The following is a 23,983-nucleotide window of genomic DNA, read 5'->3' as shown; positions in this document are numbered from 1 at the left end:
CGCTAACACGCTCGCGACTGCTGCCAAGGAGAGCTGCCATGAAATTCTTCGTCGATACCGCCGACACCGCCGCGATCAAGGAACTCAACGATCTGGGCATGGTCGATGGCGTGACCACCAACCCGTCGCTGATCCTGAAATCGGGCCGCGACATTCTCGAAGTCACCAAAGAAATCTGCGACATGGTCCACGGGCCGGTCTCGGCCGAAGTCGTGGCCACCGAAGCCAAGGACATGATCGAAGAAGGTATGAAGCTCGCCAAGATCGCCCCCAATATCGCGATCAAGGTTCCGCTGACCTGGGACGGCCTGACCGCTTGCAAGGCTTTCGCATCCGAAGGCCACATGGTCAATGTCACGCTGTGCTTCTCGACCGCGCAGGCGATCCTCGCCGCGAAGGCGGGCGCGACCTTCATCTCGCCCTTCATCGGCCGTCTCGACGACATCAACCTCGACGGGATGAACCTGATCGAGGACATCCGCACGGTCTATGACAACTACGACTTCACGACCCAGATCCTCGCCGCGTCGATCCGCTCGGTGAACCACATCAGCGACGCTGCGCGCATCGGCGCCGACGTGATCACCGCACCGCCGGCGGTTATCAAGTCGATGGTCAACCACCCGCTGACCGACAAGGGTCTGGCCCAATTCCTCAAGGACTGGGAAGCGACCGGCCAGAAGATCTGATCTTCTCGCGTGAGTCCGATACAACAAAGGCCCGCCTCTCCGGCGGGCCTTTTTCGTCGCACGAGCTGTTTTTTGGACTGCGTCGCGGGGCGCATCGTGTATGCTTGGAAAAAATGATGCATCGACCAGCGACGAGACAGGCATGACCGAACCGGCCCTCGTGGAGCAACTCCGCGACAAGATCATTTCCGACCCTGACGTGATTCTCGAGGACCGCGACCTGATGCGGGCGCTGATCGCTGCGAACGAGGCCGCGATGGGCGGCAATATCGTCGACCTGCGCGGCGCGGCCATGTCCCGGCTCGAGGCGCGGCTCGACCGGCTCGAAGATACCCACCGGTCTGTCATCGCCGCGGCCTATGAGAACCTCGCAGGCACGAACCAGATTCACCGCGCGGTGCTCCGGATGCTCGACCCGCATGACTTCCAGTCCTTCCTGTCCAACCTCGCGACCGAAGTTGCCGAGATTCTGCGCGTCGACGCGGTGCGCCTCGTGCTGGAAAGCCACCAGAACGAGAACGACCCGGCGCTGCGCCAGCTGGGCGAGGTGCTCTGCGTGGCCGAACCCGGCTTCATCACCGAATACATGCGCGGCGGGCGTGGCGGGCAGCCGCGACAGGTCGTGCTGCGCCAGACCGTGCCGGGCTCCGAGGCGATCTTCGGCGAGGCGGCGAACTGGGTGCGCTCCGAGGCGCTGATGCAGCTCGATCTGGGCGAGGGCCGCCTGCCCGGCATGCTGGTCATGGCCGCCGAGGACCCGCATCAGTTCAAACCGTCGCAAGGCACCGACCTTCTGGCCTTCTTCGCGGGCGTATTCGAACGCACGATGCGCCGCTGGCTGGATTGATGGCGGAGCCGTCCGCAGGGCTGCAAGACGCGCTCGCCGAATGGTTGAGCCATTTGCGCGGGCTGCGCGACGCTTCCGACCACACGATCACCGCCTACCGGCATGACGTGGCGAGCTTCCTTGGCTTTCTGCAAACCCATCATGGCGAGAGCCTGGGCACCGCCCGGATCGCACAGCTGGGCCCCTCCGATATGCGAGCCTGGATGGCGCATGAACGCTCTCGCGAGGTCTCGTCACGTTCGCTCGCCCGCGCGCTTTCTTCGGTAAAAAGCTTCATCCGTTGGCTCGCCGATCGCGACGGGTTCGATGCGAGCCATATCCTCTCGACCCGCAGCCCGAAATATCAGCGCAAACTGCCGCGCCCGCTGAACGAGGACGCTGCCGCCGGGATGATCGAACAGGTGGACACGCAGGCGATGGAGCCGTGGATCGCCGCGCGCGACGCCGCGGTGCTGACGCTGCTCTACGGCTGCGGACTGCGAATCTCCGAAGCGCTCGCCCTGCGTGCCGAAGCTCATCCCCTGCCCGAGGTGCTGCGCATCCGCGGCAAGGGCGACAAGGAGCGGCTGGTGCCGGTCGTGCCCGCCGCCCGCGATGCCGTCGCGGAGTACATGCGCCTGTGCCCCTACCCCGCCGAGCCGGATGCGCCCTTGTTCTATGGCGCACGCGGAAAGCCGCTCAATCCGCGCATGATCTCCAAGGCGATGGAGCGGGCGCGCATGTCGCTCGGCCTGCCCTCGACCGCGACACCGCACGCGATGCGCCACAGCTTCGCGACCCATCTGCTGGCCGCCGGCGGCGACCTGCGCGCCATTCAGGAACTGCTGGGCCATGCGAGCCTCGGAACGACCCAAATCTACACCGCCGTCGATGCCGCGCGGCTGATGGAAATCTACGACAAGAGCCATCCGCGCGCCTGAAGTTCGCTTGCCCCTGCGTCGCAAATCCGGCATCACGGGCAGATGGATATCCGCATCAAAGCCCTGTTCGTTCACCTCCTGACCGCCACCGGCGCCGTGCTGTCGATGCTCGCGCTTCTCGCGGCTGCGGAGGGCGAATGGTCGCTGATGTTCCTCTGGCTCGTCGCGGCGTTCTTCGTCGACGGGATCGATGGTCCGCTCGCGCGGCGCTACGATGTGAAGGCGAATTTCCCGCTCTATGACGGCGTCCTGATGGACCTGATCATCGACTATCTGACGTATGTCTTCATCCCCGCCTTCGCGCTGTTCCAGTCGAGCCTGCTGCCGGGATGGACGGGCTGGCTCGCGATCATCGCGATCACCTATGGCAGCGTCGTCTACTTCTCCGACACCCGGATGAAGACGAAGGACAACTCGTTCCAGGGCTTCCCGGGGGCGTGGAACATGCTGGTACTGGTGCTGTTCGCGCTCAAGCCCGGCTATTGGACGATCCTGCTCGTCGTCGTGGCGCTCGCCATCGCGATGTTCCTGCCGCTCAAGTTCATCCACCCAGTGCGCACGAAGCGCTGGCGCGCGGTCTCCTTGCCGATGGCGCTTTTGTGGACCTTCTTCGCGGGCTGGGCCGCATGGGTCGACTTCGATCCGGCAAGCTGGGCGCATTGGGGGCTGGTCGTCACGTCCATCTACCTGCTGCTCGTCGGCATCGTGCAACAAATCGTTCCCGAAAGACGTTGATCCTGCGGTGGCCACACCGGCTACCCGCACCAACATCTTTCAGGAGGCCACATGCGTCGTACTCTCGCGCTCCTCGTTCTCGCCCTCTCCGGGCACGCGGCTATCGCCGCGCCGGACTACCTCGACGACCGCTCGACTCCCGCGGCGCTGGTCCGCTCGCTCTACAATGCGATTTCGCTGCAACAATATGCCCGCGCCTGGAGCTATTTCGCCGATGCCGAAAAGGAACGCGATTACGCGGATTTCGCGAAAGGCTATGCCGATACCGCGGCGGCCTCGGTCACGGTCGGCCCGGTGACATCGGAAGGCGCGGCAGGCTCGATCTACACTACGCTCGGGGTGACGGTGACTGCGTGGACCACCGATGGCAGTACCGAAAGCTTCGGCGGTTGCTACGTCGTCCGCCAGATCCAGCCTGCGATCCAAGAGCCACCTTTCACGCCCCTTCAGATCGAAGACGGGCATCTCGTGCCGCGGCCCGCGGACGACGCCATGCCGAGCAGCTGAGACGCGCAAGGCAAGCCGCAATTCTGAGCGCTCAGACCCGCGTCAGCACCACGCCCGACACGATCAACAGAGCCGCCAGCGCTTTCGTCATCCGCATTTTCTCGCCGAAGACGAGCCAGCCGATCAACACCGCGAACAGGATCGAGGTCTCGCGCAGGGTCGCGACCAGCGCGATCGGCGCGCGGGTCATTGCCCAGATAGAGATCGCATAAGCCCCGTAGGACGCCGCCGCGCCGAGCGTCGCGATCCCCCATTCGCGCGGCGCGGTGCGCAGCATCGCGGTCCCGCGCAGCCCGACCATGCCCGTCGCGAAGAACACGCCGCCCAGCACCATGATCCATCCGACATAGCCCACGGGCTCGCCTGAGATGCGCGCGCCCATCCCATCGACCAGCGTATAGCTCGCGGTCGCCAGTGCCGAGCCCAGCGCATAGGGCAGCAGACGACGGCTCTCGCCATCGGTGAACACGCCACGCGCCATCAGGGCGATCCCGAGTCCCAGCACCGCGATCCCCGCATATTCAATCCCACTGATCGCATCGATCGCAAGCGCAGCGGAGACCACCGCCACCATCATCGGCGCGGTTCCGCGCGCGATCGGATAGACCCGGCTTAGATCGCCCTGCTCATAGGCATGGGCGAGGAAGAACTTGTAGCCGAAATGGATCACCCCCGCGGCGAGGATCCAGCCCAGCGCGGCGCTGTCCGGCAAGGGGCGCGACAAAGCGACGACAAGCCCGATCACGGCCTCGGCAATGGACAGCATCACCATGGCACGGATTTTCGAGCCACCCAAACGGATCAGCGCATTCCACAGGGCATGCAGGAAGGCCGCGCCCAGCACCGCCGCCATGATCGTCAAACTCATATCCACGCCCTTCTCTGCCCGACCGGCAATCGGTAGCTCCGGGTCATGACGAGGGCAAGCCGCCCCGTGCAGGGGTCCGCAATCGCGGCGCACGGCCGGGAGGGGATTGCGAAACGGGGCGCGCTCGGGCTATGGCCGCTCCATGCCGAGATACGCGTTCAAAATCGAATATGACGGGGGGCCCTTTGCCGGGTGGCAACGTCAGGCCGACCAGCCTTCGGTGCAGGGCGCGGTCGAGGCGGCTTTGGCGAAGCTCGAACCCGGCCCCCACACGATCGCGGCGGCGGGGCGCACCGATGCGGGTGTTCACGCGACGGGGCAGGTCGCCCATGCCGATCTGACGAAGAATTGGGACCCGTTCCGACTGTCGGAAGCGCTGAATTATCACCTGCGTCCCGCGCCGGTCGCGATCCTCGCCTGTGCCCGGGTCGAGGAAGAGTTCCACTCCCGGTTCTCCGCGCAAGAGCGGCGCTACCTGTTCCGGCTCGTGCAACGCCGCGCGCCGGTGACCCATGACCGCGGGCTGGTCTGGCAGGTGCTCAACCCGCTCGATATCGAGGCGATGCGCGAAGGGGCCGCGCATCTGATCGGGCATCATGACTTCACCACCTTCCGCTCGACCATGTGCCAGTCGAACTCGCCGGTCAAAACGCTCGACGAGATCCGGATCGAGGCGCTCGACATCCCGCATGGGCGCGAGGTCCGGTTTCACCTGCGCGCGCGCAGCTTCCTGCACAATCAGGTCCGCTCGATCGTCGGCACGCTGGAGCGCGTCGGCGCAGGATCCTGGCCGCCCGAGCGCGTAGCCGAAGCGCTCGCCGCGCGCGACCGCGCCGTTTGCGGACCGGTCTGCCCGCCGCAGGGCCTCTATCTAAGCGCGGTCGGATATCCCCACGATCCTTTCGCCTGACGCGCCCCGCGCGCCGGGTGGGGCGGGACGCATTGGTGTTGGCAGGACGATGCCGCGCGTGTCCGCAGGGACGAAAGCTGCTCCCCCCTTCGCGGCACATGCCACTTCGCTTCCGGGCGTTCCGTTTTGCCAGCGCCGACCCTTCTCGGAGACATCGAGTTCCCGCGCGCCTGCGCTTTGTCGACGCGAGGCTTCGTCCAACACGAGCGGCGCTAGGGAATCGCCCTCCATTCGCCGCAGCGTCGATATGAGTTCCTCAAGCCGCTCCCGGGAGCGCTGCGCCAGAGCCGCATCGAGGTCGCGCAGAAGCAGAGCAGTCTCACGTTCCGAGAGGTGGGCGACTGGCGCATGCCTGATCATCGGATGCGCGGTCGCGCGGCTATGCGCGCCGGTCACGGGGGCCTCGTGCAACTTCTCCCCCCTCCGCAAACCGATCCGCAACAGCTCGATCTCGCCGTCGGGGCAGTCGGGCCCGCGCAGCCGTAACCCGCGCGCCTCGACCATCTGCCGGGCGAGATCGCCGATCCGGATCGGTGCGCCCATATCGAGCGCATAGACCCGCCCCGAAACCTCCCAGCGACCCGCGATTAGCACGAGCCGCGCCGCTTCGGCGATGGTCATGAAATAACGTGTGGCGTCAGGATCGGTGAGCGTGATCGGCCCGCCTTGCGCGATCTGCCGCTCGAAAATCGGCACGACCGATCCCGACGAGCCGATCACATTGCCGAAGCGCACGATCGAGAAAACCGTCGCGCCCGCGCGGGTCGCAAGATCCTGCACCACCAGCTCCGCCATCCGTTTCGACGCGCCCATGGCCGAGCGCGGTGCAATCGCCTTATCGCTGGAAATCAGCACGAACCGCGCAACTTTCGCGGCCCGCGCAGCCCTTGCGAGGCAGACCGTGGTGGTGACGTTATTCGCGAATCCGGAAAGCGGGTTTTCCTCCACCAGCGCGACGTGCTTGTAGGCGGCGGCGTGGAACACCGCGTCGATCGCCTCGCGTGCGAAGATCTCCCGCACCAGCGCCGCGTCCCCGGCGGAGCCGAGCCGGGTGACGAGGTCGACACCCGCACGGGCGGCGCGCGGCGTCAGGTCGGATAGGAGGGAGAAAAGAGCGGGCTCCGAGAGCTCGAGCAGAACGAGTTTCGCCGGGCCACAGGCGAGAATCTGACGACAAAGCTCTGCCCCGATGGAGCCGCCCGCCCCTGAGATGAGCACGGATTTTCCACAGTAGAACTCTGACTCGGGCGGGTCGCCTCCGGTGATCTCGCAGCGGCCCAGCCAACGCTCGGGGCGCACCGGTTCGAGCCGCGCGGCAAGATCCGCGCCGCCGACCAGCAGGGCGAAATCCGGCAGCGCCTCGCAGCGCAATCCAAGGTGCGCAAGGTCACGCGCCAGCGCGGCCTTGCGCGGCTCGGGCAGGCGCGGGTCAGCGAGGACGACGCGATCGACATTGAACTTGCGGATCAGCGCCTTGCGCGCCGCAGGACCAAGAACCGGCACCCCGTCCAACGTCGCGCCGCGCAGAACCGGGCTGTCGTCGAGATAGGCGCAGGTCAAGAACCCGGACCGGTCGCGCAACGCCCGTGCCAGCGCGATCCCCTCCGGCGTCGCGCCGTAGATCGCGATGCGCGAGACGACGTTCGAGCGTCGATAGAGCCATCCCGTCAGCGCCAGAAGCGCCCAGCGCTGGACCACGATGCCCGATAGAAACGCGCAACCAAAGAAGAGCGCAGTGCCGCCACCCTGCCATCCGAGGCCGACCCAGAGGGCGAGTGCAAGGAGGCAGGAGAGGACGACCGCCTTTCCCGCCCCCAGCATGGCGAAGTCCTTCAGGGGCAGGCGCGCCAAGCCGGTGCCAAGGCTTGCCACTGCGGCGAGACCACTCCCGGTCAGGACCAGGAGCCAGGCATTCCCCCCGAGCCCACCGCGGCTCAAAGCAGGCGCGAGTTGCAACACCAGCACAAGGCACACCATCGCGAGCAGCGCATCGAGGGTTGCAATGACAGCCGCCTTGCGCGGACGCGACAACGCGATCAGGCGCGTCGCGATCTTGTCGGTTAGCGCTTCCCTCACGCGATCCCTCCGCGCAAGGTTTGCCAGATCAGCGCCAGATCGAGCCGCCACGAGGCCTGTCTTTGGTAAAGCAGATCGAGCCGTGCTTTCTCGGGGACGCAAGCCTGATCGTAGATCCGCCGCGCCTCCTCCGCCGTCCGACATCGCGCCAGCAGACGCGCCTCTTTTTGTGCGAACTGCACGCTCGCGAGCCCGGTGATCCCCGGGGGGCTTGCAAGCACCTGCGCGTAGAGCTGCGGGAAACGCGCCACCACCTCGCGCAGCGGAGGGCGCGGTCCGACGAAGCTCATATCGCCGCGCAGGACGTTCCAGATTTGCGGCAACTCATCCGCGTGGCACCGCCGCAGGATCTGCCCGATCGGGGTGATCCGTGCACGCTTATGCCCGGCGGTGATGCCGTGATCGCCCGCCTCCGCCTCCATCGTGCGGAACTTCCACATCCGGAAGCTGCGCTTGGGACTATGCATCCGCTCGCCGCCGTAAAACCACGGTCGCCCCTGCACCAGCGCGACAGCCAGCCAGACCAGCGCGATCAGCGGCAAGACCACGGGCAGCGCCAGAAGTGCCAGCGTCAGATCGAAGAGACGTTTGCGCCTGCGCCGGGCCGGGGTCATACCAAATCTCCTGCTGCTGCGCCGCCGCCGAGTAGGCGACAGTTTCGCAAGCCTAGGCAGGTCGCGGTTGCCATGCGGTTAACGCTCGACCGCAACGAGACGCGACCTCACGACACCTGACACCGATACAATCGGTCGTATGGACTTCGCGGGGCGCGAGTGGTTGGATCGCGCCCGATACGAAGGAGGCACCGATGGCATTCGGCAAAAACATCCGCACTTGGTTCGAAGGCGCATGGCACGAGGGCGATATCGCCGTCATGCGCGCCGCCGATCACGGGCTTTGGCAAGGCAGCTCCGTCTTTGACGGGGCGCGGCTTTTCGACGGGGTCGTCCCCGATCTCGACGCGCATTGCGCGCGCACCAACCGCTCCGCCGAGGCGTTGATGATCACGCCGACCATCGCGCCCGAGGACATGGTCGAGATCGCGCGCGAGGGCCTGCGCAAATACGATACGGGCGCCGCTGTTTACGTGCGCCCGATGTACTGGGCGATCGCCGGGTCCGATCTGGGCGTCGCACCGAAGCCCGGCGAGACCGGCTTCGCGCTCTGCCTCGAAGAAGTGGCGATGCCCGATCCGAGTAAGGCGACGACGCTGACCACCACGCAATTCCGCCGTCCCGTTCTGGCCGATAACGTCACGGATGCGAAGGCGGGCTGCCTCTATCCGAACAACGCCCGGATGCTGGTCGAGGCGCAGCGCAAGGGCTTCGGCAACGCGCTCGTGCAGGATGCGATGGGCAATGTCGCCGAAAGCGCGACCGCGAATGTCTGGATGGTGAAGGATGGCGAGTATTTCACGCCCATGCCGAACGGCACCTTCCTTGCAGGCCTCACGCGCAAGCGGATCATGGGCCTGCTGCGCGAGGGCGGCGAGACGGTGCATGAAGCGGTGCTGACGCTCGATGATTTCCGCAATGCCGACGAGGTCTTCCTGACCGGCAACTTCGCCAAGGTCACCCCGGTCGCGGGTTTCGACGATGTCAGCTACACGCCCGGCAAGGGCACCCAGCGGGCGCGCGAGGCCTATATGGACTGGGCACAAGGTTCGCCGCTTTGAGCCTCGACACCCCCGCGGTTGCCAAAGACCTCGCGCCGGGCGATGATCCGCAGACACCCCGTCCCGGAGGAGCCATGCGCAAGTTTCTGGTTGTGCTCGACGATACCCGCGAATGCCTCAACGCGATGCGGTTCGCGGCGATGCGCGCGAACCATACCGGCGGCGGCGTGATCATCCTCTCGGTGATCCCGCCCGACGAATACCAGCACTGGATCGGCGTGGCCGAGATCATGCGCGAAGAAGCCCGCGAGCGGATCGAGGCGCATTTCGAGGTTTTCGCGAAATGGATGCGCGACCGTCAGGGCGTGGAGCCGGAACTGGTGATCCGCGAGGGCGAACCCGTGCCCGAGATCATCGCCGTGATGGACGAACACCCCGAGATCGGCGTGCTGGTCCTCGGCGCAGGCTCCGGCAAGGGCGGTGCGGGGCCGCTGGTCAGCCAGATGGTCAAGCAGGCCGGAACGCTGCCCTGCCCGCTGACGATCGTGCCGGGCGAGATGTCGAAGGAAAAGCTCGAACAGATCACCTGACCGATGCCGATGCCCTGGACCTATCGCCATGCGCAGAAGGAGTTCGCCTCTTTCCTCGCCGATGCGCGCGATCGGATGGGCCTCGACTCCGACAATATGACCTACACGGCGATCGAGGGCGTCTTCGTCACCTTCCGTGCGCGGCTGCGCCCTGTCGAGGCCATCGCCTTCGCCGATTGCCTGCCAGCGGTGTTGCGCGCGATCTTCCTGTATCACTGGGATGTGATGGCGACGCCGCGCCCTTTCGGCAGCCGGACCGAGATGACCCGCGACGCGCAGGCGTTGCGCCCGCATCACAACCTGACCCCCGATAACGCCATCGAGGCCACGGCCTTTGCGCTCTGGCGCCATGTCAATCATCGTGACTTCGAGGCCGCTCTTGCGCGGATCGGACCGGACGCGGAGGCGTTCTGGCGCCCAGAGGTGGCCGATCCCGCCCAGATCGCGCCGCGCATCATCTAGCGCATAGCCGCGATTACTTGATTATTTCTGTCGGAAGGCGCATATGAGCGGCAAGCCAAGGAGGCACGCGATGTTTATTCAGACCGAGACGACCCCGAACCCCGCGACGCTGAAATTCCTGCCCGGCCAGACCGTGCTGGAGACCGGCACCGCTGATTTCCCCTCCGCCGAGGCGGCGGCCAAATCGCCGCTGGCCAAGCGCGTTTTCGCAGTGCCCGGCGTGTCCGGCGTGTTCTTCGGCTCGGATTTCGTGACCGTGACGAAGGATGACGCGACCAGCTGGGATCACGCGAAACCGGCGATCCTCGGCGCGATCATGGAGCATTTCCAGTCCGGCGCCCCGGTGATCGAAGGCGAAGCCGCGCCCTCGGGCCATGCCGAGCATGACGGCGAAGACGGCGCGATCGTCTCGCAGATCAAGGAGTTGCTCGACACCCGCGTGCGCCCGGCCGTGGCGCAGGACGGTGGTGACATCACTTTCCACGGGTTCGAGCGTGGCGTGGTCTACCTGCACATGCAGGGCGCTTGCGCCGGTTGTCCCTCGTCGACGCTGACGCTCAAGATGGGGATCGAGAACCTGCTCAGACACTACATCCCCGAGGTTTCAGAGGTGCGTCCGGTCAATGCCTGATCTGACGCTAGGCTTCGACACATCGGCCGCGCATTGCGCGGCCGCTTTGCTGTCGGGTGATGACTGCCTCGTCGCGCGCCACGAAGAGATGGGGCGCGGGCAGGCCGAGCGGCTGATGCCGCTTCTGGAAGAGGTGCTCGCCGAGGCGGGCGTTGGCTGGCGAGACCTGACGCGGATCGGCGTCGGGATCGGACCGGGGAATTTCACCGGTGTCCGCATTGCCGTCTCTGCCGCGCGCGGGCTGTCGCTGAGCCTGCGGGCCCCGGCGCTCGGCGTCTCGATCACCGACGCGGCGCAATTCGGCAGCGAAGGTCCGGTGCTTGCAGCCGTCGCCGCACCGCGGGAACGGGCCTATCTCGAGGGCTTCCGCACCGCACAGGCCATCCCGCTCGATCTGCATGAGCTCGACGCGCTGCCCGAGGGCTTGGCCGAACCCGGCCTGACCTGCATCGGCTCTGCCGCCGAGGAGGTCGCCACACGGATCGGCGCTGCTGCCGCGCCCGCGGCTTTCGCGCCTGCCGAAGCCATCGCACGGATCGCGGCCTCTCGCGAATTCATCCCCGGAGAGCGACCCGCGCCGCTTTATCTGCGTGCCGCTGACGCAGCCCCGCCCTCCGATCCGCCGCCAAGGATCCTCGACTGATGCGCGCCGAAGCCCTCGCCGAGCTGCATGCCGCCTGCTTCACCACACCACGCCCGTGGAACGAGGCCGAATTCCGGGATCTGATGCGCGGCCCCGGCACCTTTCTGTTGAACGAAAATCGAGGCTTCCTGCTGGGACGCGTCATCGCCGGCGAAGCCGAGCTTCTGACCCTCGCCGTCGACCCGAAAGCGCGGCGCAACGGCACCGGCCGCGCGCTGGTGGAGCGGTTCGCGCAGGAAGCCGAGGCACTGGGGGCCGAAAGCGCCTTCCTCGAAGTCTCCGCCGAGAATGACGCCGCACGCGCGCTTTATGCCGCGACCGGCTGGAAGGAATCGGGGCGTCGCAAGGGCTATTACCGCAGCCCGGAGGGCGATCGCATCGACGCGCTGGTTCTCACTTTGCCGCTCGCTAGAGCGACAAGCTGACCGTTCAATCAAATTTGTCTTGCGACCCCGCGTCATCCACAACTTGACGCTTGACCCCCTTGGCAAGCTCTGCCCAAATCGCCGGGTCCGCGCGCTGAACCGAGCGCGCCAACAGGCTTATCCAACAGGGCCATAACGTTCGGGAGTAATCCATGACCTATTTCACCAAGTTCCTCGGCGCCGCGACCGCGCTCGCGCTCAGCGCCGGGGCCGCGCTGGCCGATCCCGCGATCATTTACGATCTGGGCGGCAAATTCGACAAGAGCTTCAACGAAGCCGCCTTCAACGGCGCCAAGCGTTGGGCCGAAGAGACCGGCGGCTCCTACAAGGAACTGGAAATGCAGTCGGAAGCTCAGCGTGAGCAGGCCCTGCGCAAACTCGCCGAGTCGGGCGCCAACCCGATCGTGATGACCGGCTTCGCCTTCGGCGACACGCTCAACACCGTCGCTCCCGACTACCCCGACACCAAGTTCGCGATCGTCGACATGGTCGTCGACCAGCCCAACGTCGAGTCGATCGTCTTCAAGGAAGAGCAAGGCTCCTACCTCGTCGGCATGATGGCCGCGATGGCGTCGAAAACCGGCACCGTCGGCTTTGTCGGCGGCATGGACATCCCGCTGATCCGCAAATTCGCCTGCGGTTACGTTCAGGGCGTGAAAGCCGTGAACCCCGACGCGAAAGTCATCCAGAACATGACCGGCACGACCCCGGCGGCGTGGAACGACCCGGTGAAGGGCGGCGAGATCGCCAAGGCCCAAATCAGCCAGGGCGCGGACGTGATCTACGCAGCCGCTGGCGGCACCGGCATCGGCGTTCTGCAGGCAGCCGCGGATGGCGACGTCCTGTCGATCGGCGTGGACAGCAACCAGAACTACCTGCACCCGGGCAAGGTCCTGACCTCGATGCTCAAGCGTGTCGACAACGCCGTCTATGACGCGTTCTCGGCGGGCCCCGATCTGAAGCCGGGCATCAAGGTGATGGGTCTGGCCCAGAACGGCGTCGGCGTCGCGATGGACGACAACAACAAGTCGCTCGTCACGCCCGAGATGGAAAAAGCGGTGGAGCAGGCGAAAGCCGACATCGCGTCGGGCAAGATCGAAGTGCATGACTACATGTCGGACGACAGCTGCCCGGTCGAGTGATGAGCACAACAGAGTCGAACAACGCGGGGCGGCAGGCAACTGCCGCCCTTGCCACTGAAAACGCCAGCGATGCGGCCGAAGCGGCCCACGCTGCCGCCACGCCCACGGGCGCGCCCGCGATCGAGCTGAAAGGCATCTCGAAAGCCTTCGGCACGGTGCAGGCCAACAAGGACATTTCGATCCGGGTCATGCCCGGCACGATCCACGGTATCATCGGCGAGAACGGCGCGGGGAAATCCACGCTGATGTCGATCCTGTACGGCTTCTACAAGGCGGATGCGGGCGAGATCTGGATCAAGGGCAAGCACACCCATATCCCCGACAGCCAGGCCGCGATCAGCGCCGGCATCGGCATGGTCTTCCAGCATTTCAAGCTGGTGCAGAATTTCACCGTGCTCGAGAACATCATCCTTGGTGCCGAGGATGGCGCGCTGCTGCGCCCCTCGCTCTCCAAGGCCCGCAAGGAACTCAAGCGCCTCGCCGAGGAATACGAGCTCAACGTCGATCCCGACGAGAAGATCGAAGAGCTCTCCGTCGGCCACCAGCAGCGCGTGGAAATCCTCAAGGCGCTGTATCGTCAGGCGGATATCCTGATCCTCGACGAGCCGACCGGGGTGCTGACGCCCGCCGAGGCCGATCACCTGTTCCGCATCCTCGATTTCCTCCGCAAGGAAGGAAAGACGATCATCCTGATCACCCATAAGCTGCGTGAGATCATGGAGATCACCGACACGGTTTCGGTGATGCGTCGCGGCGAGATGACCGCGACGGTGAAGACCGCCGAGACCTCGCCCGAGCAGCTGGCCGAGTTGATGGTCGGCCGCAAGGTTCTGCTCAACGTCGACAAGACGCCTGCGCAGCCCGGCAAGACCGTGCTGGAGGTCGAGAACCTCCGCGTGAAGGACGAAGACGGGATCGAGCGCCTCAAGGGCATCAATCTCGAGATCCGTGCGGGAGAGATCCTCGGCATCGCGGGCGTGGCGGGCAACGGCCAGTCCGAACTGCTGGAAATCCTCGGCGGGTTCGCCAAGGGCACCGGCAACATCCGCATCAACGGCGAAGAGATCGACCTCACCGGCAAGCATAGCGACGGCCAGTCGCGGCGCCGCCGGGGCATCTCGCACGTTCCTGAGGACCGCCACAGTCTCGGGCTGATCCTCGATTTCGCCGCGTGGGAGAACATGGTCTTCGGCTATCACTCCGATCCGGCCTATCAGAAGAACCGCTTCGTCATGGACAATGCGGGGATCGTCGCCCACACGGCCGAGGCGATGGAACGCTTCGACGTGCGCCCGCCGATCCCGACCCTGCCCGCGAAGAGCTTCTCGGGCGGCAACCAGCAAAAGATCGTGCTGGCGCGTGAGATCGAACGAAGCCCGGCGCTGCTGCTGGTGGGCCAACCCACCCGCGGCGTCGATATCGGCGCAATCGAATTCATCCACAAACGCATCATCGAACTACGCGACCAAGGCGCCGCGATCCTGTTGGTCTCGGTCGAGCTTGACGAGATCCGGGCGCTCTCGGACCGGGTCGCGGTCATGTTCGACGGGCAGATCATGGGCATCGGCCCCGTCGAGACCGCCACCCAGACCGGCATGGGCTGCCTGATGGCGGGCATGGGCGGCGAGGACGTGCGCGGCATGGACGGCTGGACGATCGCCGCGCCCGAGGAGAGCCAATAATGGAAAAGACACCGAAATGGGTCGACGTGGCCCTGATCCCGCTCCTCAACCTGCTGATCGCTTTCGTGATCTCGGGGATCGTGGTGCTGCTGATCGGCGAAGACCCGATCAAGGCGATCAAGGTCATGGTCTCGGGCGCGCTCGGCTCGCCCTATGGCTGGGGCTACACGCTCTATTACGCGACCAACTTCATCTTCACCGGCCTCGCGGTCGCGGTCGCCTATCACGCCAGCCAGTTCAACATCGGCGGCGAGGGTCAGGCGACGCTCGGCGGGCTTGGCGTGGCGCTGGTGCTGCTGGCCTTCCCGTGGCCGCATTGGACCATCGCGCTGATCGCCGCGATGGCGGGCGGCGCGATCTTCGGCGCGGCCTGGGCGGCGATCCCGGCCTATCTGCAGGCCAAGCGCGGCAGCCACATCGTGATCACCACGATCATGTTCAACTTCATCGGTGCGGCGGTCCTGAACTACATGCTGGTCAACGTGCTGCGTCCGCGCGGTTCGATGGACCCGGCCACCGCGCGCTTCGGACCTGCGACGCATCTGCCGACCTTCCATGACTTCCCGCTGATCGGTCCGTTCTTCTCGAAATCGGTCCCGGCGAACGTGTCGTTCTTCGTGGCGATCCTCGCCTGCTACCTCGTCTGGGTGCTGATCTGGCGCACCAAGCTGGGCTTCGAGATCCGCGCTTTCGGGCGGTCGGAGTCGGCAGCGCGCTATGCCGGCATCTCGCCGGTGAAGATCGTCATGGCGGCGATGCTGATCTCGGGCGGCCTCGCCGGTCTGATGGCTATCAACAACGTGATGGGCGAGGCGCACCGTCTCGTGCTCAACTCGGTCGAGGGCGCGGGCTTCATCGGGATCGCGGTCGCCCTGATGGGCCGCAACCACCCGTTCGGCGTGTTCCTCGCCGCGCTTCTCTTCGGCTTCCTCTACCAGGGCGGCGGCGAGCTGGCTCTGGAAACCACGATCCCGCGCGAGCTGATCACCGTGATCCAGGCGCTCGTGATCCTGTTCACCGGGGCCTTCGACAACATGCTGCGCGCACCGATCGAGAGCTTCTTCGTCGCGCGCGCCAACGCCCGGAAGGAGGCCTGAGATGGATTTCGGAACGATCATCGAAATTCTCGATAGCGCCGTTCGCCTCGGCACGCCGCTGCTGCTCGCCTGCCTCGCGGGCCTGTTCTCGGAACGCGCGGGCATCTTCGACATCGGCCTCGAGGGCAAGATGCTGATGGCCGCCTTCTTCTCCGGCGCGGTCGCGGCGGTGACGGGCAATGCGTGGCTCGGGCTGCTGGCGGGCGTCGGAGGCTCGATGAGCCTCGCCTTCGTGCACGGCCTCGCCTCGATCACCTTCCGCGGCAATCAGCTGATTTCCGGCGTCGCGGTAAACTTCCTTGCCTCGGGCTTTACCGTTCTGATCGCGCAAAGCTGGTTCCATCAGGGCGGTCGCACGCCGCAACTCTCGGGCAACGGGCGCTTCGATCCGATCACCCTGCCCGGCGCCGAGGCGGTGAAGGATGTGCCCTTCCTCGGTCCGATCTACTCGAACCTGATCTCGGGCCACTCGATCCTCGTCTATGTCGCCTTTGCGATGGTGCCGATCACCTGGTGGGTGCTGTTCCGCACCCGCTTCGGCCTGCGCCTACGCGCGGTGGGCGAGAACCCGGAATCCGTCGACACCGCGGGCATCTCGGTGATCCGGATGCGCTACACCGCCGTCGCCATCACTGGCGTTCTTGCAGGTCTGGGCGGCGTCTATCTGGCAACCGGCCTCGCGGCTGGCTTCGTGAAGGAAATGACCGCCGGCCGAGGCTATATCGCTCTCGCGGCTCTGATTTTCGCGAAATGGCGGCCTGTTCCGGCACTTGGGGCGACGATGCTCTTCGGCCTGCTGGAAGCGATCTCGAACCGCTATCCGAATATCGATCTGGGCGTCATCACCCTGCCGATCCAGTTCATGCAGGCCGTGCCCTACATCCTCACCGTGATCATCCTCGCGGGCTTCATCGGCAAGGCGATCCCGCCGCGTGCAGGGGGGCAGCCCTATGTCAAAGAGCGCTGAACTCGCGCAACTGATCCGCGAACGCGCAGGCGACGAGGCCCCACGCCTCGGCCTGATCCTCGGCTCCGGCCTCGGCCATCTGGCCGAGGAGGTCGAGGGCGTGGCGATCCCCTATTCGGAACTGCCGGGTTTTCCCCATGCAGGCGTCTCGGGCCACAATCCGAAGCTGGTGATCGGCACGTTCGAAGGCGTCCGCGTCGCGGTTTTCGGCGGTCGGGTTCACTATTATGAACACGGCAACCCCGCCGAGATGCGCCTGCCGCTGGAGATCCTCAAGGAACTCGGCTGCGAGAGCCTGCTGCTGACCAATGCGGCTGGCAGCCTGCGCGAGGACATCCAGCCCGGCGGGCTGATGATGCTGAACGATCACATCAACTTCTCGGGCAACAATCCCCTGATCGGCGAGCCCTCGGATGCGCGTTTCGTGCCGCTGACCGAGGCGCATGATCCGGAAATCCGCGCCGGGCTCAAAGCCGCAGCCCAGGCCGAAGGGATCGAACTGCCCGAAGGCGTCTATTGCTGGTTCTCCGGCCCGACCTTCGAGACCCCCGCCGAAATCCGCGCCGCGAAAGTCTTCGGCGCCGATGCGGTCGGCATGTCGACCGTGCCGGAAGTGATCCTTGCGCGCTTCCTCGGCCTTCGCGTCGCCGCCGTTTCCGTCATCACCAATATGGGGGCGGGCATGGCGCAGGAAAATATCAGCCACGAGCAGACCAAGGCGATCGCGCCCATGGGCGCGGCCAAGCTCGAACAGGTTTTGCGACGATATCTGCAACAGTTGTAACCCCGCGGCACGGCGGGGTTTGACTTCGCCTGCCCTTCGGGGACACTAACGATGCAACCTCCTCAGCGGGTGCAGCTCATGCAGATCTACCTGCCCATCGCCGAAGTCTCGGTCAATATCTTCACCCTGCTGGGGCTCGGCGGCATCGTGGGGCTGCTCTCGGGCCTGTTCGGCGTGGGCGGCGGCTTCCTGATCACCCCGCTTCTGTTCTTCATCGGCATCCCGCCTTCCGTCGCCGTGGCGACCGGCGCGAACCAGGTTGTCGCCTCGTCCGTGTCGGGCGTCCTGGCACAGCTCAAGCGCAAGGCGGTCGACATCCCGATGGGGCTCGTGCTGCTGGTGGGCGGCCTGCTCGGCTCGGCCAGCGGCATCTACGTCTTCAACCTGCTGACCGAGCTGGGCCAGATCGACCTCGCGGTGCAGCTTTGCTACGTCGTCTTCCTCGGCCTGATCGGCCTTCTGATGCTGCAAGAGGGCATCCGCACCATCCAAAAGCAGCGCAAGGGCGGTGGCGTGCGCAAGAAACGCGTGCAGCACACTTGGGTCCACAAGCTGCCCTTCAAGTTCAAGTTCCGGGCCTCGGGCCTCTATATCTCGGTGATCCCGCCGCTGCTGGTCGGGGTCGCGGTCGGTATCCTCGCGGCGATCATGGGCGTCGGCGGCGGCTTCATCATGGTCCCGGCGATGATCTATCTGCTGAACATGCCGACCAAGGTCGTGATCGGCACCTCACTGTTCCAGATCCTGTTCGTCTCGGCCTTCACCACCCTGATGCACGCAATTACCAACCAGACGGTCGACGTGATGCTGGCGCTCCTGCTGATCGTCGGCGGCGTGATCGGCGCGCAGATCGGCTCGCGTCTCGGCGCGCGCCTCAAGGCAGAACAGCTGCGCATTCTGCTGGCGCTGCTGGTGATCCTCGTCGCGGGCAAGCTCGGCCTCGACCTCGTGCTGCATCCGAGCAACCTCTACTCCATCGCGACGGGAGGCGAATGATGATCCGTGCAGCCCTCCTCGCCATCGGCCTCTGTGCTGTCGCCCTGCCCGCTCTGGCACAGGACCAACAGGTTCTGCCCGCGCGTCCGGGCATGCCGATCACCAATCGCCCCGAACCAGACGAGCAGATCGTGGCCGGTCTCAGCCGCGACAATATCGGGATCACGACCTCCTTCGACGGGTCGCAAATCCTGATCTATGGCGCGATCAAACGCGAGAAGCCGGAGCCCGAAGGGCAGAAACTCGCGGTGATCGTGACGCTCGAAGGGCCGCTCGGCCCGGTCACCATCCGCAAGAAATCGCGCGAGTTCGGGATCTGGGTGAACACGGCTTCAGTCGGCGTGGCCGCCGCGCCCAGCTATTACGCCGTCGCCACGTCCGGCCCGCTCGACGATATCCTCACGCGGCGCACCGACACCCAGCAGCGGATCTCGATTCCGCTCGCGATGCGCGCCTTTTCCGGTCCGATCACCGTCGACGACTCGATCCCCTTCACCGAAGCGCTGGTCGATATCCGAAAGGAGCAGGGGCTCTACAAACTCGAGACGGGCGGCGTGCATATCGTGGACAACACGCTGTTCCGCGCCGATTTCGCGCTGCCGGCGAACCTTACCGAGGGCGATTACAAGACCCGTATCTTCCTGCTGCGCGACGGCAAGCTGGTGGACAAATACCAATCCGCGATCGAGGTGCGCAAAGTCGGGCTGGAGCGCTGGCTCTACACGCTCGCGCATGAGAACGCGGCGCTTTACGGGCTCTTGTCGCTGGCGCTTGCGGTCTTCGCAGGCTGGGCCGCCGCCGCGATCTTCCGCTTCGTGCGTTAACCGCGCCCGACGAAGGGCATCGCGCTCGCCATCACCGTCATGTTGAGCACATTCGCCTCAAGCGGCAGCCCGGCCATGTGCAGCACCGAGCGCGCGACATTGGCCACGTCCATCGTGGGTTCCGCCGTCTTGGTCGCCGCCGAATCCATGTTCGCCAGAAGCCCCGTGCGCGCGTTGCCGACGTCGATCTGCCCGCAGGCGATGTCGAAATCGCGCCCGTCCAGCGCGATCTGCTTCGTCATGCCGTTGATCGCGTGTTTGGTGGTCGTATAGGCGAGCGATTTCGCGCGCGGCACCTGCCCCGAGATCGAGCCGTTATTGATGATCCGCCCGCCGCGCGACGCCTGCCCTCGCATTTGCGCGAAAGCGGCGCGGGCACACAGGAACATCCCCGTCAGATTCACCGCAATACAGGCATCCCAATCCTCCAGCGTAACCTCGTCGGGCAAGGCCGCAGGCGGGAACATCCCGGCATTGTTGAACAGCACGTCGATCCGGCCGAACCTGGCGACCACCTCGGCGAAGGCGCGCTCCACCGCTTGCGCATCGCTCACGTCGCAGGCCACGGCCAGCCCGTCGCCTTGCGCGGTGACCTCCGCCAGCTTGTCCTCCGAGCGCGCCAGACAGGCGACCTGCCAGCCTTCGGCCAGCGCGGCCTCTGCCACTGCGCGCCCGATCCCGGCGCTCGCCCCGGTCACCACCATCACGCCCATCTCGCCCCTCCTTCGCCTTGGCTCAAATATCCCCGCCGGAGGCTCCTGCCCTATCCGTCCTGCGGTTCGGCTTTCAGTTCCAGCTTACCGCCGCCTTTCGGCAGGTCGTCAATGGTCAGCGGCGCCGAGGGCCGCGCCAGCCGGGCCCGCACCACCCACAAGAGCCGATGCTGCGCCCGGGTGATCGCTACATAGGCGAGGCGCTTCCACAGCGGGATGCCCGCCTCGACGCGCCCTGCCCTGTAGGCCGCATAGATATCCGGCGCGAAGACCTGCACGTCTTCCCATTGGGACCCTTGCGCCTTGTGGATCGTCACCGCCGCGCCATGCAGGAAGGTCGCGCCCATCCGGGCCGCGAAAGGAATGAACGGCTCCTCCTCGTCGGGCATCTCGATCTTCACGATCGAGGCCGCCGAGAGCCGCGGGTCCTCCGCCCCCATCACATGCAGCCGCGAGAAGCCGGGCTTCTTGCCGGGGCCGAGATAGATCACCTGCGCGCCCTTGATCAGGCCGCGCGCCTCCAGATCGATCCGCTTCTTGCGGTGCTTCACCGGCAGTTCGATCCCGTCGCAGATCAAGGGCTCGCCCGGCAGCATCATGTCGGCCGGCGCGGAATGGGCGGCGCGGAACGCATGGATCAGCCGGATGCGCGTGGCGTTACGCCAGACCAGCACCGGCGAGCGCGCCATCAGATCGCTCTCCACCCGCTCGGCCCAGACGACGCGGTCATCCTTGGCAGCGGCCTTTTCGATCTCGCGCTCGAACTGCTCGAAGGTGAGGTTCTCATCCCCCAGCATATGCGCCAGATCGAGGATCGGGTTATCCTCGGCCTGCCGGTGGATGCGGTGCAGGATGTGTTTTCGCTCGTCGGGCAGACGCTCGAAGACCATCTCGCCCGACTGGTTCACCGGCGCCAGCTGCGCCGGATCGCCGAACAGCACAAGCGTCGGGAAAATTTCGCGCAGATCGGCGAACTGACGCTCATCCAGCATCGAGGCCTCATCGACAAACCCGATATCGAGCGGGTCTTCGCGACGCTTCCAGCCATTGATGAAATCCGAACCGCGCAGCCCCGCCGAGGCCAGTGCCGCCGGGATCGATTTGTGCAGCTCGTAGAAGGCTTTCGCCCGGTCGAGCGTCGCTTCGGTCAGGCCCATCTCGATCAGCAATTCGGGCTTGGGCCGCTCGCCCTGCCCGGTCAGCCATTCCGCGATCCGCTCGTATTCCGGGTCGTAGACGGGGGTGTAGAGAATGCGGTGGATCGTCGTCGCGGGCACGCCGCGCGACCGCAGCACGCTCGCCGCCTTGTTCGTGGGCGCGAGGATTGCCAGCGTGCGCTTTTCGCGGCGCCGTTTGCCCTCGAAATCGCCCGAGACCAGATCGACGCCTGCCGCCTCCAAAGCCTTATAAAGCTCCGCCAGAAGCAGCGTCTTGCCCGAGCCCGCCTTGCCGATCACCGAAAGCACGCGCTTGCTGCCGCTTTCCGGTGTCATCGCGCCTTCGAGAATATCCACCCCCGCCGCCTCGAGCGCGGAAGCAACGGCATCCCAAGCCTCGGCCTGGTCCTCGGAAAATTGGATCATGGGGGTCGTCATGGCGCGACCTTACCTGCGCGCCTTGGCGGGCGGAAGGGCGAAAGGGCGCGGTTTTCGCGGGGTCCGACGGCGGGAGCCTCCGGCGGGGATTTTGGGTCGAGAAGAAGACGCCTGCTCCTCCCCGATCCCAAACCGGCTGCCCGTTTAGGCGGCTTTTTCCGCCGGGGTCGCGAGCGTCACGATATCCATCATGATCCGGTTCAGCTCGAAATCCTTGGGCGTGTAGACGCGCGCGACGCCGAAGCTCAGAAGCTTCTTCGCGTCTTCCTCGGGGATGATCCCACCGACGACGACCGGCACGTGATCGAGGCCAGCGGCGCGCATCCGCTCCATCAACTCCTCGATCAGGGGCATATGCGAGCCCGACAGGATCGACAGCCCCACCACATGCGCCTCGTCCTCGATGGCTTTGGCGACGATCTGTTCCGGCGTCAGGCGAATGCCGTCATAGGTGATGTCCATGCCGCAATCGCGGGCGCGGAAGGCGATCTGCTCGGCGCCGTTCGAGTGGCCGTCGAGGCCCGGCTTGCCGACGAGGAATTTCAGACGACGGCCCAGCTGCGAGCTCACCGCATCCACGGCCTCGCGGATATCGTCGAGCCCTTCGGTCTGGTTCGAGGGCGAGCGCGAGACCCCCGTGGGGCCGCGATACTCGCCATGAACGGCGCGCATCACGCCTGCCCATTCGCCGGTGGTCGCGCCCGCTTTCGCGGCAGCGATCGAAGCTTCCATGATGTTCTTGCCGGCCTTCGCGTCCGCCTTGAGCTGCGCCAGCGCCGCCTGCACCGCGGCCTCGTCACGCTCGGCGCGCCAGGCATTCAGACGGTCGATCTGCTCCTGCTCCACCGCCGGGTCGACGACCATGATGCCGCCATCGCCTGCGGTCAGCGGCGAGGGCTCGCCTTGCTGCCAGCGGTTCACGCCGACGACGATGGTTTCCTCGGCTTCGATCCGGTTGATCCGGGCAGCGTTCGATTCCACCAGACGCGATTTCATGTAGTCGATCGCGGCAATCGCCCCGCCCATCCCGTCGAGCGTCTCCAACTCGGCGCGCGCGCCGTCCTTCAGCACCTCGACCTTGGCACTCACCGCCGGATTGCCGTCGAAGAGATCGCCATATTCCAGAAGGTCGGTCTCATAGGCCATGATCTGCTGCATCCTGAGCGACCATTGCTGATCCCAAGGGCGCGGCAGGCCGAGCGCTTCGTTCCACGCGGGCAGCTGCACCGCGCGGGCGCGCGCGTTCTTCGACAGCGTCACGGCCAGCATCTCGATCAGGATGCGATAGACGTTGTTCTCGGGCTGCTGCTCGGTCAGGCCGAGCGAGTTCACCTGCACGCCATAGCGGAAACGGCGGAATTTCTCGTCCTCGACGCCGTAGCGATCACGGCAGATCTCGTCCCACAGCTCGGTGAAGGCGCGCATCTTGCACATCTCGGTCACAAAGCGGATGCCCGCATTCACGAAGAAGGAGATCCGCCCGACCATCGCGGGGAAAGCCTCTTCCGGCACCTTGGTTTTCAGATCGTCCAGCACGGCGATGGCGGTCGCGAGCGCGAAGGCCAGTTCCTGCTGCGGCGTCGCCCCGGCTTCCTGCAGGTGATAGGAACACACGTTCATCGGGTTCCATTTCGGCAGGTGCTCGCGGGTATAGGCCGCGACATCGGTGATCATCGCGAGCGAGGGCTTCGGCGGGCAGATATAGGTGCCGCGCGAGAGGTATTCTTTCACCAGATCGTTCTGCACCGTGCCCTGCAGCTTCGACACATCCGCGCCCTGCTCCTCGGCCACAGCGATATAGAGCGACAAAAGCCACGGCGCCGTCGCGTTGATCGTCATCGAGGTGTTCATCTGCTCGAGCGGGATGTCATCGAACAGCGCGCGCATGTCGCCCAGATGGCAGACCGGCACACCGACTTTGCCCACCTCGCCGCGCGACAGGACATGGTCGCTGTCATAGCCGGTCTGGGTCGGCAGGTCGAAAGCCACGGAGAGGCCCGTCTGCCCCTTGGCGAGGTTGTTGCGATAGAGCGCATTCGAGGCGGCAGCCGTGGAATGGCCCGCATAGGTGCGAAACAGCCAGGGGCGGTCTTTGGCGGGCATCGTGTGGGTCATGGCGGCCTCCATCGGAATACGAATCTTCGCTGCGCAATATTGTTGCGCGTTGAGATGGTTTAAATTGAATTTTGTGATCCTGTCAATTCGCTGCAACGCGGCGTGACTGGTTTCACGCAGCGTCCGCGACGCGAAGCTTTATAAATAGGG

25 protein-coding genes are annotated in these 23,983 nt (G+C 65.6%); 19 read left to right on the top strand and 6 right to left on the bottom strand.

Features of this window, described 5'->3' with window-relative positions:
- The first annotated feature begins 38 nt into the window (after positions 1–38).
- From fsa to BMI86_RS18210, 5 genes are all read left to right on the top strand, one after another.
- Complete coding sequence (fsa, locus tag BMI86_RS18230) at positions 39–689, top strand: fructose-6-phosphate aldolase (RefSeq protein WP_078542596.1); 651 nt, start codon at positions 39–41, stop codon at positions 687–689.
- A gap of 142 nt (positions 690–831) precedes the next feature.
- The gene (locus BMI86_RS18225; RefSeq protein ID WP_078542595.1) at positions 832–1,536 is read left to right on the top strand and encodes a DUF484 family protein; all 705 of its coding nucleotides are present in this window, start codon (positions 832–834) and stop codon (positions 1,534–1,536) included.
- Positions 1,536–2,456: a tyrosine recombinase XerC gene (locus BMI86_RS18220; protein WP_078542594.1), complete on the top strand. Its 921-nt coding sequence runs from the start codon at positions 1,536–1,538 to the stop codon at positions 2,454–2,456. The genes BMI86_RS18225 and BMI86_RS18220 overlap by 1 nt, the downstream gene beginning before the upstream one ends.
- 42 nt (positions 2,457–2,498) lie before the next feature.
- Positions 2,499–3,191 (top strand): CDP-alcohol phosphatidyltransferase family protein, encoded by a 693-nt coding sequence (locus BMI86_RS18215; RefSeq protein ID WP_143594863.1) that lies wholly within the window; start codon positions 2,499–2,501, stop codon positions 3,189–3,191.
- A 51-nt stretch (positions 3,192–3,242) separates the two neighbouring features.
- Entirely contained in the window at positions 3,243–3,698 is a 456-nt protein-coding gene (locus BMI86_RS18210; RefSeq protein WP_143594862.1) for a hypothetical protein, read from the top strand.
- 31 nt (positions 3,699–3,729) lie between these two features.
- Here the strand turns inward: BMI86_RS18210 and BMI86_RS18205 are convergent, their stop codons facing one another.
- Positions 3,730–4,566, bottom strand: coding sequence for a DMT family transporter (locus BMI86_RS18205; protein ID WP_078542592.1), 837 nt, complete (start codon positions 4,564–4,566; stop codon positions 3,730–3,732).
- A 142-nt stretch (positions 4,567–4,708) separates the two neighbouring features.
- On the opposite strand from BMI86_RS18205, the gene truA reads away from it, so the two are divergent.
- Positions 4,709–5,476, top strand: coding sequence for a tRNA pseudouridine(38-40) synthase TruA (truA, locus tag BMI86_RS18200; RefSeq protein ID WP_078542616.1), 768 nt, complete (start codon positions 4,709–4,711; stop codon positions 5,474–5,476).
- On the opposite strand, the gene BMI86_RS18195 is transcribed toward truA, so the two are convergent.
- Positions 5,438–7,552, bottom strand: a complete 2,115-nt coding sequence (locus BMI86_RS18195; RefSeq protein ID WP_078542591.1) for a polysaccharide biosynthesis protein — start codon at positions 7,550–7,552, stop codon at positions 5,438–5,440. The two genes, truA and BMI86_RS18195, sit on opposite strands and share 39 nt — an antisense overlap.
- Positions 7,549–8,166, bottom strand: coding sequence for a sugar transferase (locus BMI86_RS18190; RefSeq protein ID WP_078542590.1), 618 nt, complete (start codon positions 8,164–8,166; stop codon positions 7,549–7,551). Before BMI86_RS18190 ends, BMI86_RS18195 begins: the two co-directional genes overlap by 4 nt.
- Positions 8,167–8,360: 194 nt before the next feature.
- Here BMI86_RS18190 and BMI86_RS18185 point away from each other — a divergent pair, with 194 nt between their 5' ends.
- From BMI86_RS18185 to BMI86_RS18125, 13 genes are all read left to right on the top strand, one after another.
- Positions 8,361–9,227, top strand: coding sequence for a branched-chain amino acid aminotransferase (locus BMI86_RS18185; RefSeq protein ID WP_078542589.1), 867 nt, complete (start codon positions 8,361–8,363; stop codon positions 9,225–9,227).
- A 74-nt stretch (positions 9,228–9,301) separates the two neighbouring features.
- Entirely contained in the window at positions 9,302–9,757 is a 456-nt protein-coding gene (locus BMI86_RS18180) for a universal stress protein (protein WP_078521378.1), read from the top strand.
- 3 nt (positions 9,758–9,760) lie between these two features.
- Positions 9,761–10,219 (top strand): DUF2267 domain-containing protein, encoded by a 459-nt coding sequence (locus BMI86_RS18175; RefSeq protein WP_078542588.1) that lies wholly within the window; start codon positions 9,761–9,763, stop codon positions 10,217–10,219.
- A gap of 70 nt (positions 10,220–10,289) precedes the next feature.
- The gene (locus tag BMI86_RS18170) at positions 10,290–10,850 is read left to right on the top strand and encodes a NifU family protein (RefSeq protein ID WP_078542587.1); all 561 of its coding nucleotides are present in this window, start codon (positions 10,290–10,292) and stop codon (positions 10,848–10,850) included.
- Positions 10,843–11,493 carry a tRNA (adenosine(37)-N6)-threonylcarbamoyltransferase complex dimerization subunit type 1 TsaB gene (gene tsaB / locus BMI86_RS18165; protein WP_078542586.1) on the top strand — a complete coding sequence of 217 codons (651 nt, stop codon included), beginning with the start codon at positions 10,843–10,845 and terminating at the stop codon, positions 11,491–11,493. Before BMI86_RS18170 ends, tsaB begins: the two co-directional genes overlap by 8 nt.
- Positions 11,493–11,918: a ribosomal protein S18-alanine N-acetyltransferase gene (gene rimI, locus BMI86_RS18160; RefSeq protein WP_078542585.1), complete on the top strand. Its 426-nt coding sequence runs from the start codon at positions 11,493–11,495 to the stop codon at positions 11,916–11,918. The genes tsaB and rimI overlap by 1 nt, the downstream gene beginning before the upstream one ends.
- Before the next feature lie 152 nt (positions 11,919–12,070).
- A complete protein-coding gene (locus tag BMI86_RS18155; protein ID WP_078542584.1) occupies positions 12,071–13,060 on the top strand; it encodes a BMP family ABC transporter substrate-binding protein in 990 nt (329 codons plus the stop codon).
- Positions 13,060–14,742, top strand: coding sequence for an ABC transporter ATP-binding protein (locus tag BMI86_RS18150; RefSeq protein WP_078542583.1), 1,683 nt, complete (start codon positions 13,060–13,062; stop codon positions 14,740–14,742). Before BMI86_RS18155 ends, BMI86_RS18150 begins: the two co-directional genes overlap by 1 nt.
- Positions 14,742–15,839, top strand: coding sequence for an ABC transporter permease (locus BMI86_RS18145; RefSeq protein ID WP_078542582.1), 1,098 nt, complete (start codon positions 14,742–14,744; stop codon positions 15,837–15,839). The genes BMI86_RS18150 and BMI86_RS18145 overlap by 1 nt, the downstream gene beginning before the upstream one ends.
- 1 nt (position 15,840) lies before the next feature.
- Positions 15,841–16,806 carry an ABC transporter permease gene (locus BMI86_RS18140; protein WP_078542581.1) on the top strand — a complete coding sequence of 322 codons (966 nt, stop codon included), beginning with the start codon at positions 15,841–15,843 and terminating at the stop codon, positions 16,804–16,806.
- The gene (locus tag BMI86_RS18135; protein ID WP_078542580.1) at positions 16,790–17,590 is read left to right on the top strand and encodes a purine-nucleoside phosphorylase; all 801 of its coding nucleotides are present in this window, start codon (positions 16,790–16,792) and stop codon (positions 17,588–17,590) included. Before BMI86_RS18140 ends, BMI86_RS18135 begins: the two co-directional genes overlap by 17 nt.
- A 78-nt stretch (positions 17,591–17,668) precedes the next feature.
- Positions 17,669–18,586 carry a sulfite exporter TauE/SafE family protein gene (locus tag BMI86_RS18130; RefSeq protein ID WP_078542579.1) on the top strand — a complete coding sequence of 306 codons (918 nt, stop codon included), beginning with the start codon at positions 17,669–17,671 and terminating at the stop codon, positions 18,584–18,586.
- Complete coding sequence (locus BMI86_RS18125) at positions 18,583–19,410, top strand: TIGR02186 family protein (protein WP_143594861.1); 828 nt, start codon at positions 18,583–18,585, stop codon at positions 19,408–19,410. The genes BMI86_RS18130 and BMI86_RS18125 overlap by 4 nt, the downstream gene beginning before the upstream one ends.
- On the opposite strand, the gene BMI86_RS18120 is transcribed toward BMI86_RS18125, so the two are convergent.
- The 3 genes from BMI86_RS18120 to BMI86_RS18110 form a co-directional block, all read right to left on the bottom strand.
- Positions 19,407–20,123 carry an SDR family oxidoreductase gene (locus BMI86_RS18120; RefSeq protein ID WP_078542577.1) on the bottom strand — a complete coding sequence of 239 codons (717 nt, stop codon included), beginning with the start codon at positions 20,121–20,123 and terminating at the stop codon, positions 19,407–19,409. The genes BMI86_RS18125 and BMI86_RS18120 overlap by 4 nt on opposite strands.
- A gap of 50 nt (positions 20,124–20,173) precedes the next feature.
- Entirely contained in the window at positions 20,174–21,718 is a 1,545-nt protein-coding gene (locus BMI86_RS18115) for an AAA family ATPase (protein ID WP_078542576.1), read from the bottom strand.
- 144 nt (positions 21,719–21,862) lie between these two features.
- Positions 21,863–23,833: a protein meaA gene (locus BMI86_RS18110; protein WP_078542615.1), complete on the bottom strand. Its 1,971-nt coding sequence runs from the start codon at positions 23,831–23,833 to the stop codon at positions 21,863–21,865.
- Between the last annotated feature and the right edge of the window lie 150 nt (positions 23,834–23,983).

This window comes from Thioclava sp. DLFJ5-1 (assembly GCF_002020115.1).
In the GTDB taxonomy this organism is placed as follows: Bacteria; Pseudomonadota; Alphaproteobacteria; order Rhodobacterales; family Rhodobacteraceae; genus Thioclava; species Thioclava sediminum.
The sequence above is the reverse complement of the archived record's forward strand: the minus strand, read 5'-3'. Positions and strand labels throughout refer to the sequence as shown.

What these genes read in the sequence shown, in the direction of transcription:
- fsa (WP_078542596.1), top strand. Translation starts at nt 39, where the DNA reads ATGAAATTCTTCGTCGATACCGCCGACACCGCCGCGATCAAGGAACTC.
- BMI86_RS18225 (WP_078542595.1), top strand. Translation starts at nt 832, where the DNA reads ATGACCGAACCGGCCCTCGTGGAGCAACTCCGCGACAAGATCATTTCC.
- BMI86_RS18220 (WP_078542594.1), top strand. Translation starts at nt 1,536, where the DNA reads ATGGCGGAGCCGTCCGCAGGGCTGCAAGACGCGCTCGCCGAATGGTTG.
- BMI86_RS18215 (WP_143594863.1), top strand. Translation starts at nt 2,499, where the DNA reads ATGGATATCCGCATCAAAGCCCTGTTCGTTCACCTCCTGACCGCCACC.
- BMI86_RS18210 (WP_143594862.1), top strand. Translation starts at nt 3,243, where the DNA reads ATGCGTCGTACTCTCGCGCTCCTCGTTCTCGCCCTCTCCGGGCACGCG.
- BMI86_RS18205 (WP_078542592.1), bottom strand. Translation starts at nt 4,566, where the DNA reads ATGAGTTTGACGATCATGGCGGCGGTGCTGGGCGCGGCCTTCCTGCAT.
- truA (WP_078542616.1), top strand. Translation starts at nt 4,709, where the DNA reads ATGCCGAGATACGCGTTCAAAATCGAATATGACGGGGGGCCCTTTGCC.
- BMI86_RS18190 (WP_078542590.1), bottom strand. Translation starts at nt 8,166, where the DNA reads ATGACCCCGGCCCGGCGCAGGCGCAAACGTCTCTTCGATCTGACGCTG.
- BMI86_RS18185 (WP_078542589.1), top strand. Translation starts at nt 8,361, where the DNA reads ATGGCATTCGGCAAAAACATCCGCACTTGGTTCGAAGGCGCATGGCAC.
- BMI86_RS18180 (WP_078521378.1), top strand. Translation starts at nt 9,302, where the DNA reads ATGCGCAAGTTTCTGGTTGTGCTCGACGATACCCGCGAATGCCTCAAC.
- BMI86_RS18175 (WP_078542588.1), top strand. Translation starts at nt 9,761, where the DNA reads ATGCCGATGCCCTGGACCTATCGCCATGCGCAGAAGGAGTTCGCCTCT.
- BMI86_RS18170 (WP_078542587.1), top strand. Translation starts at nt 10,290, where the DNA reads ATGTTTATTCAGACCGAGACGACCCCGAACCCCGCGACGCTGAAATTC.
- tsaB (WP_078542586.1), top strand. Translation starts at nt 10,843, where the DNA reads ATGCCTGATCTGACGCTAGGCTTCGACACATCGGCCGCGCATTGCGCG.
- rimI (WP_078542585.1), top strand. Translation starts at nt 11,493, where the DNA reads ATGCGCGCCGAAGCCCTCGCCGAGCTGCATGCCGCCTGCTTCACCACA.
- BMI86_RS18155 (WP_078542584.1), top strand. Translation starts at nt 12,071, where the DNA reads ATGACCTATTTCACCAAGTTCCTCGGCGCCGCGACCGCGCTCGCGCTC.
- BMI86_RS18150 (WP_078542583.1), top strand. Translation starts at nt 13,060, where the DNA reads ATGAGCACAACAGAGTCGAACAACGCGGGGCGGCAGGCAACTGCCGCC.
- BMI86_RS18145 (WP_078542582.1), top strand. Translation starts at nt 14,742, where the DNA reads ATGGAAAAGACACCGAAATGGGTCGACGTGGCCCTGATCCCGCTCCTC.
- BMI86_RS18140 (WP_078542581.1), top strand. Translation starts at nt 15,841, where the DNA reads ATGGATTTCGGAACGATCATCGAAATTCTCGATAGCGCCGTTCGCCTC.
- BMI86_RS18135 (WP_078542580.1), top strand. Translation starts at nt 16,790, where the DNA reads ATGTCAAAGAGCGCTGAACTCGCGCAACTGATCCGCGAACGCGCAGGC.
- BMI86_RS18130 (WP_078542579.1), top strand. Translation starts at nt 17,669, where the DNA reads ATGCAGATCTACCTGCCCATCGCCGAAGTCTCGGTCAATATCTTCACC.
- BMI86_RS18125 (WP_143594861.1), top strand. Translation starts at nt 18,583, where the DNA reads ATGATGATCCGTGCAGCCCTCCTCGCCATCGGCCTCTGTGCTGTCGCC.
- BMI86_RS18120 (WP_078542577.1), bottom strand. Translation starts at nt 20,123, where the DNA reads ATGGGCGTGATGGTGGTGACCGGGGCGAGCGCCGGGATCGGGCGCGCA.
- BMI86_RS18115 (WP_078542576.1), bottom strand. Translation starts at nt 21,718, where the DNA reads ATGACGACCCCCATGATCCAATTTTCCGAGGACCAGGCCGAGGCTTGG.
- BMI86_RS18110 (WP_078542615.1), bottom strand. Translation starts at nt 23,833, where the DNA reads ATGACCCACACGATGCCCGCCAAAGACCGCCCCTGGCTGTTTCGCACC.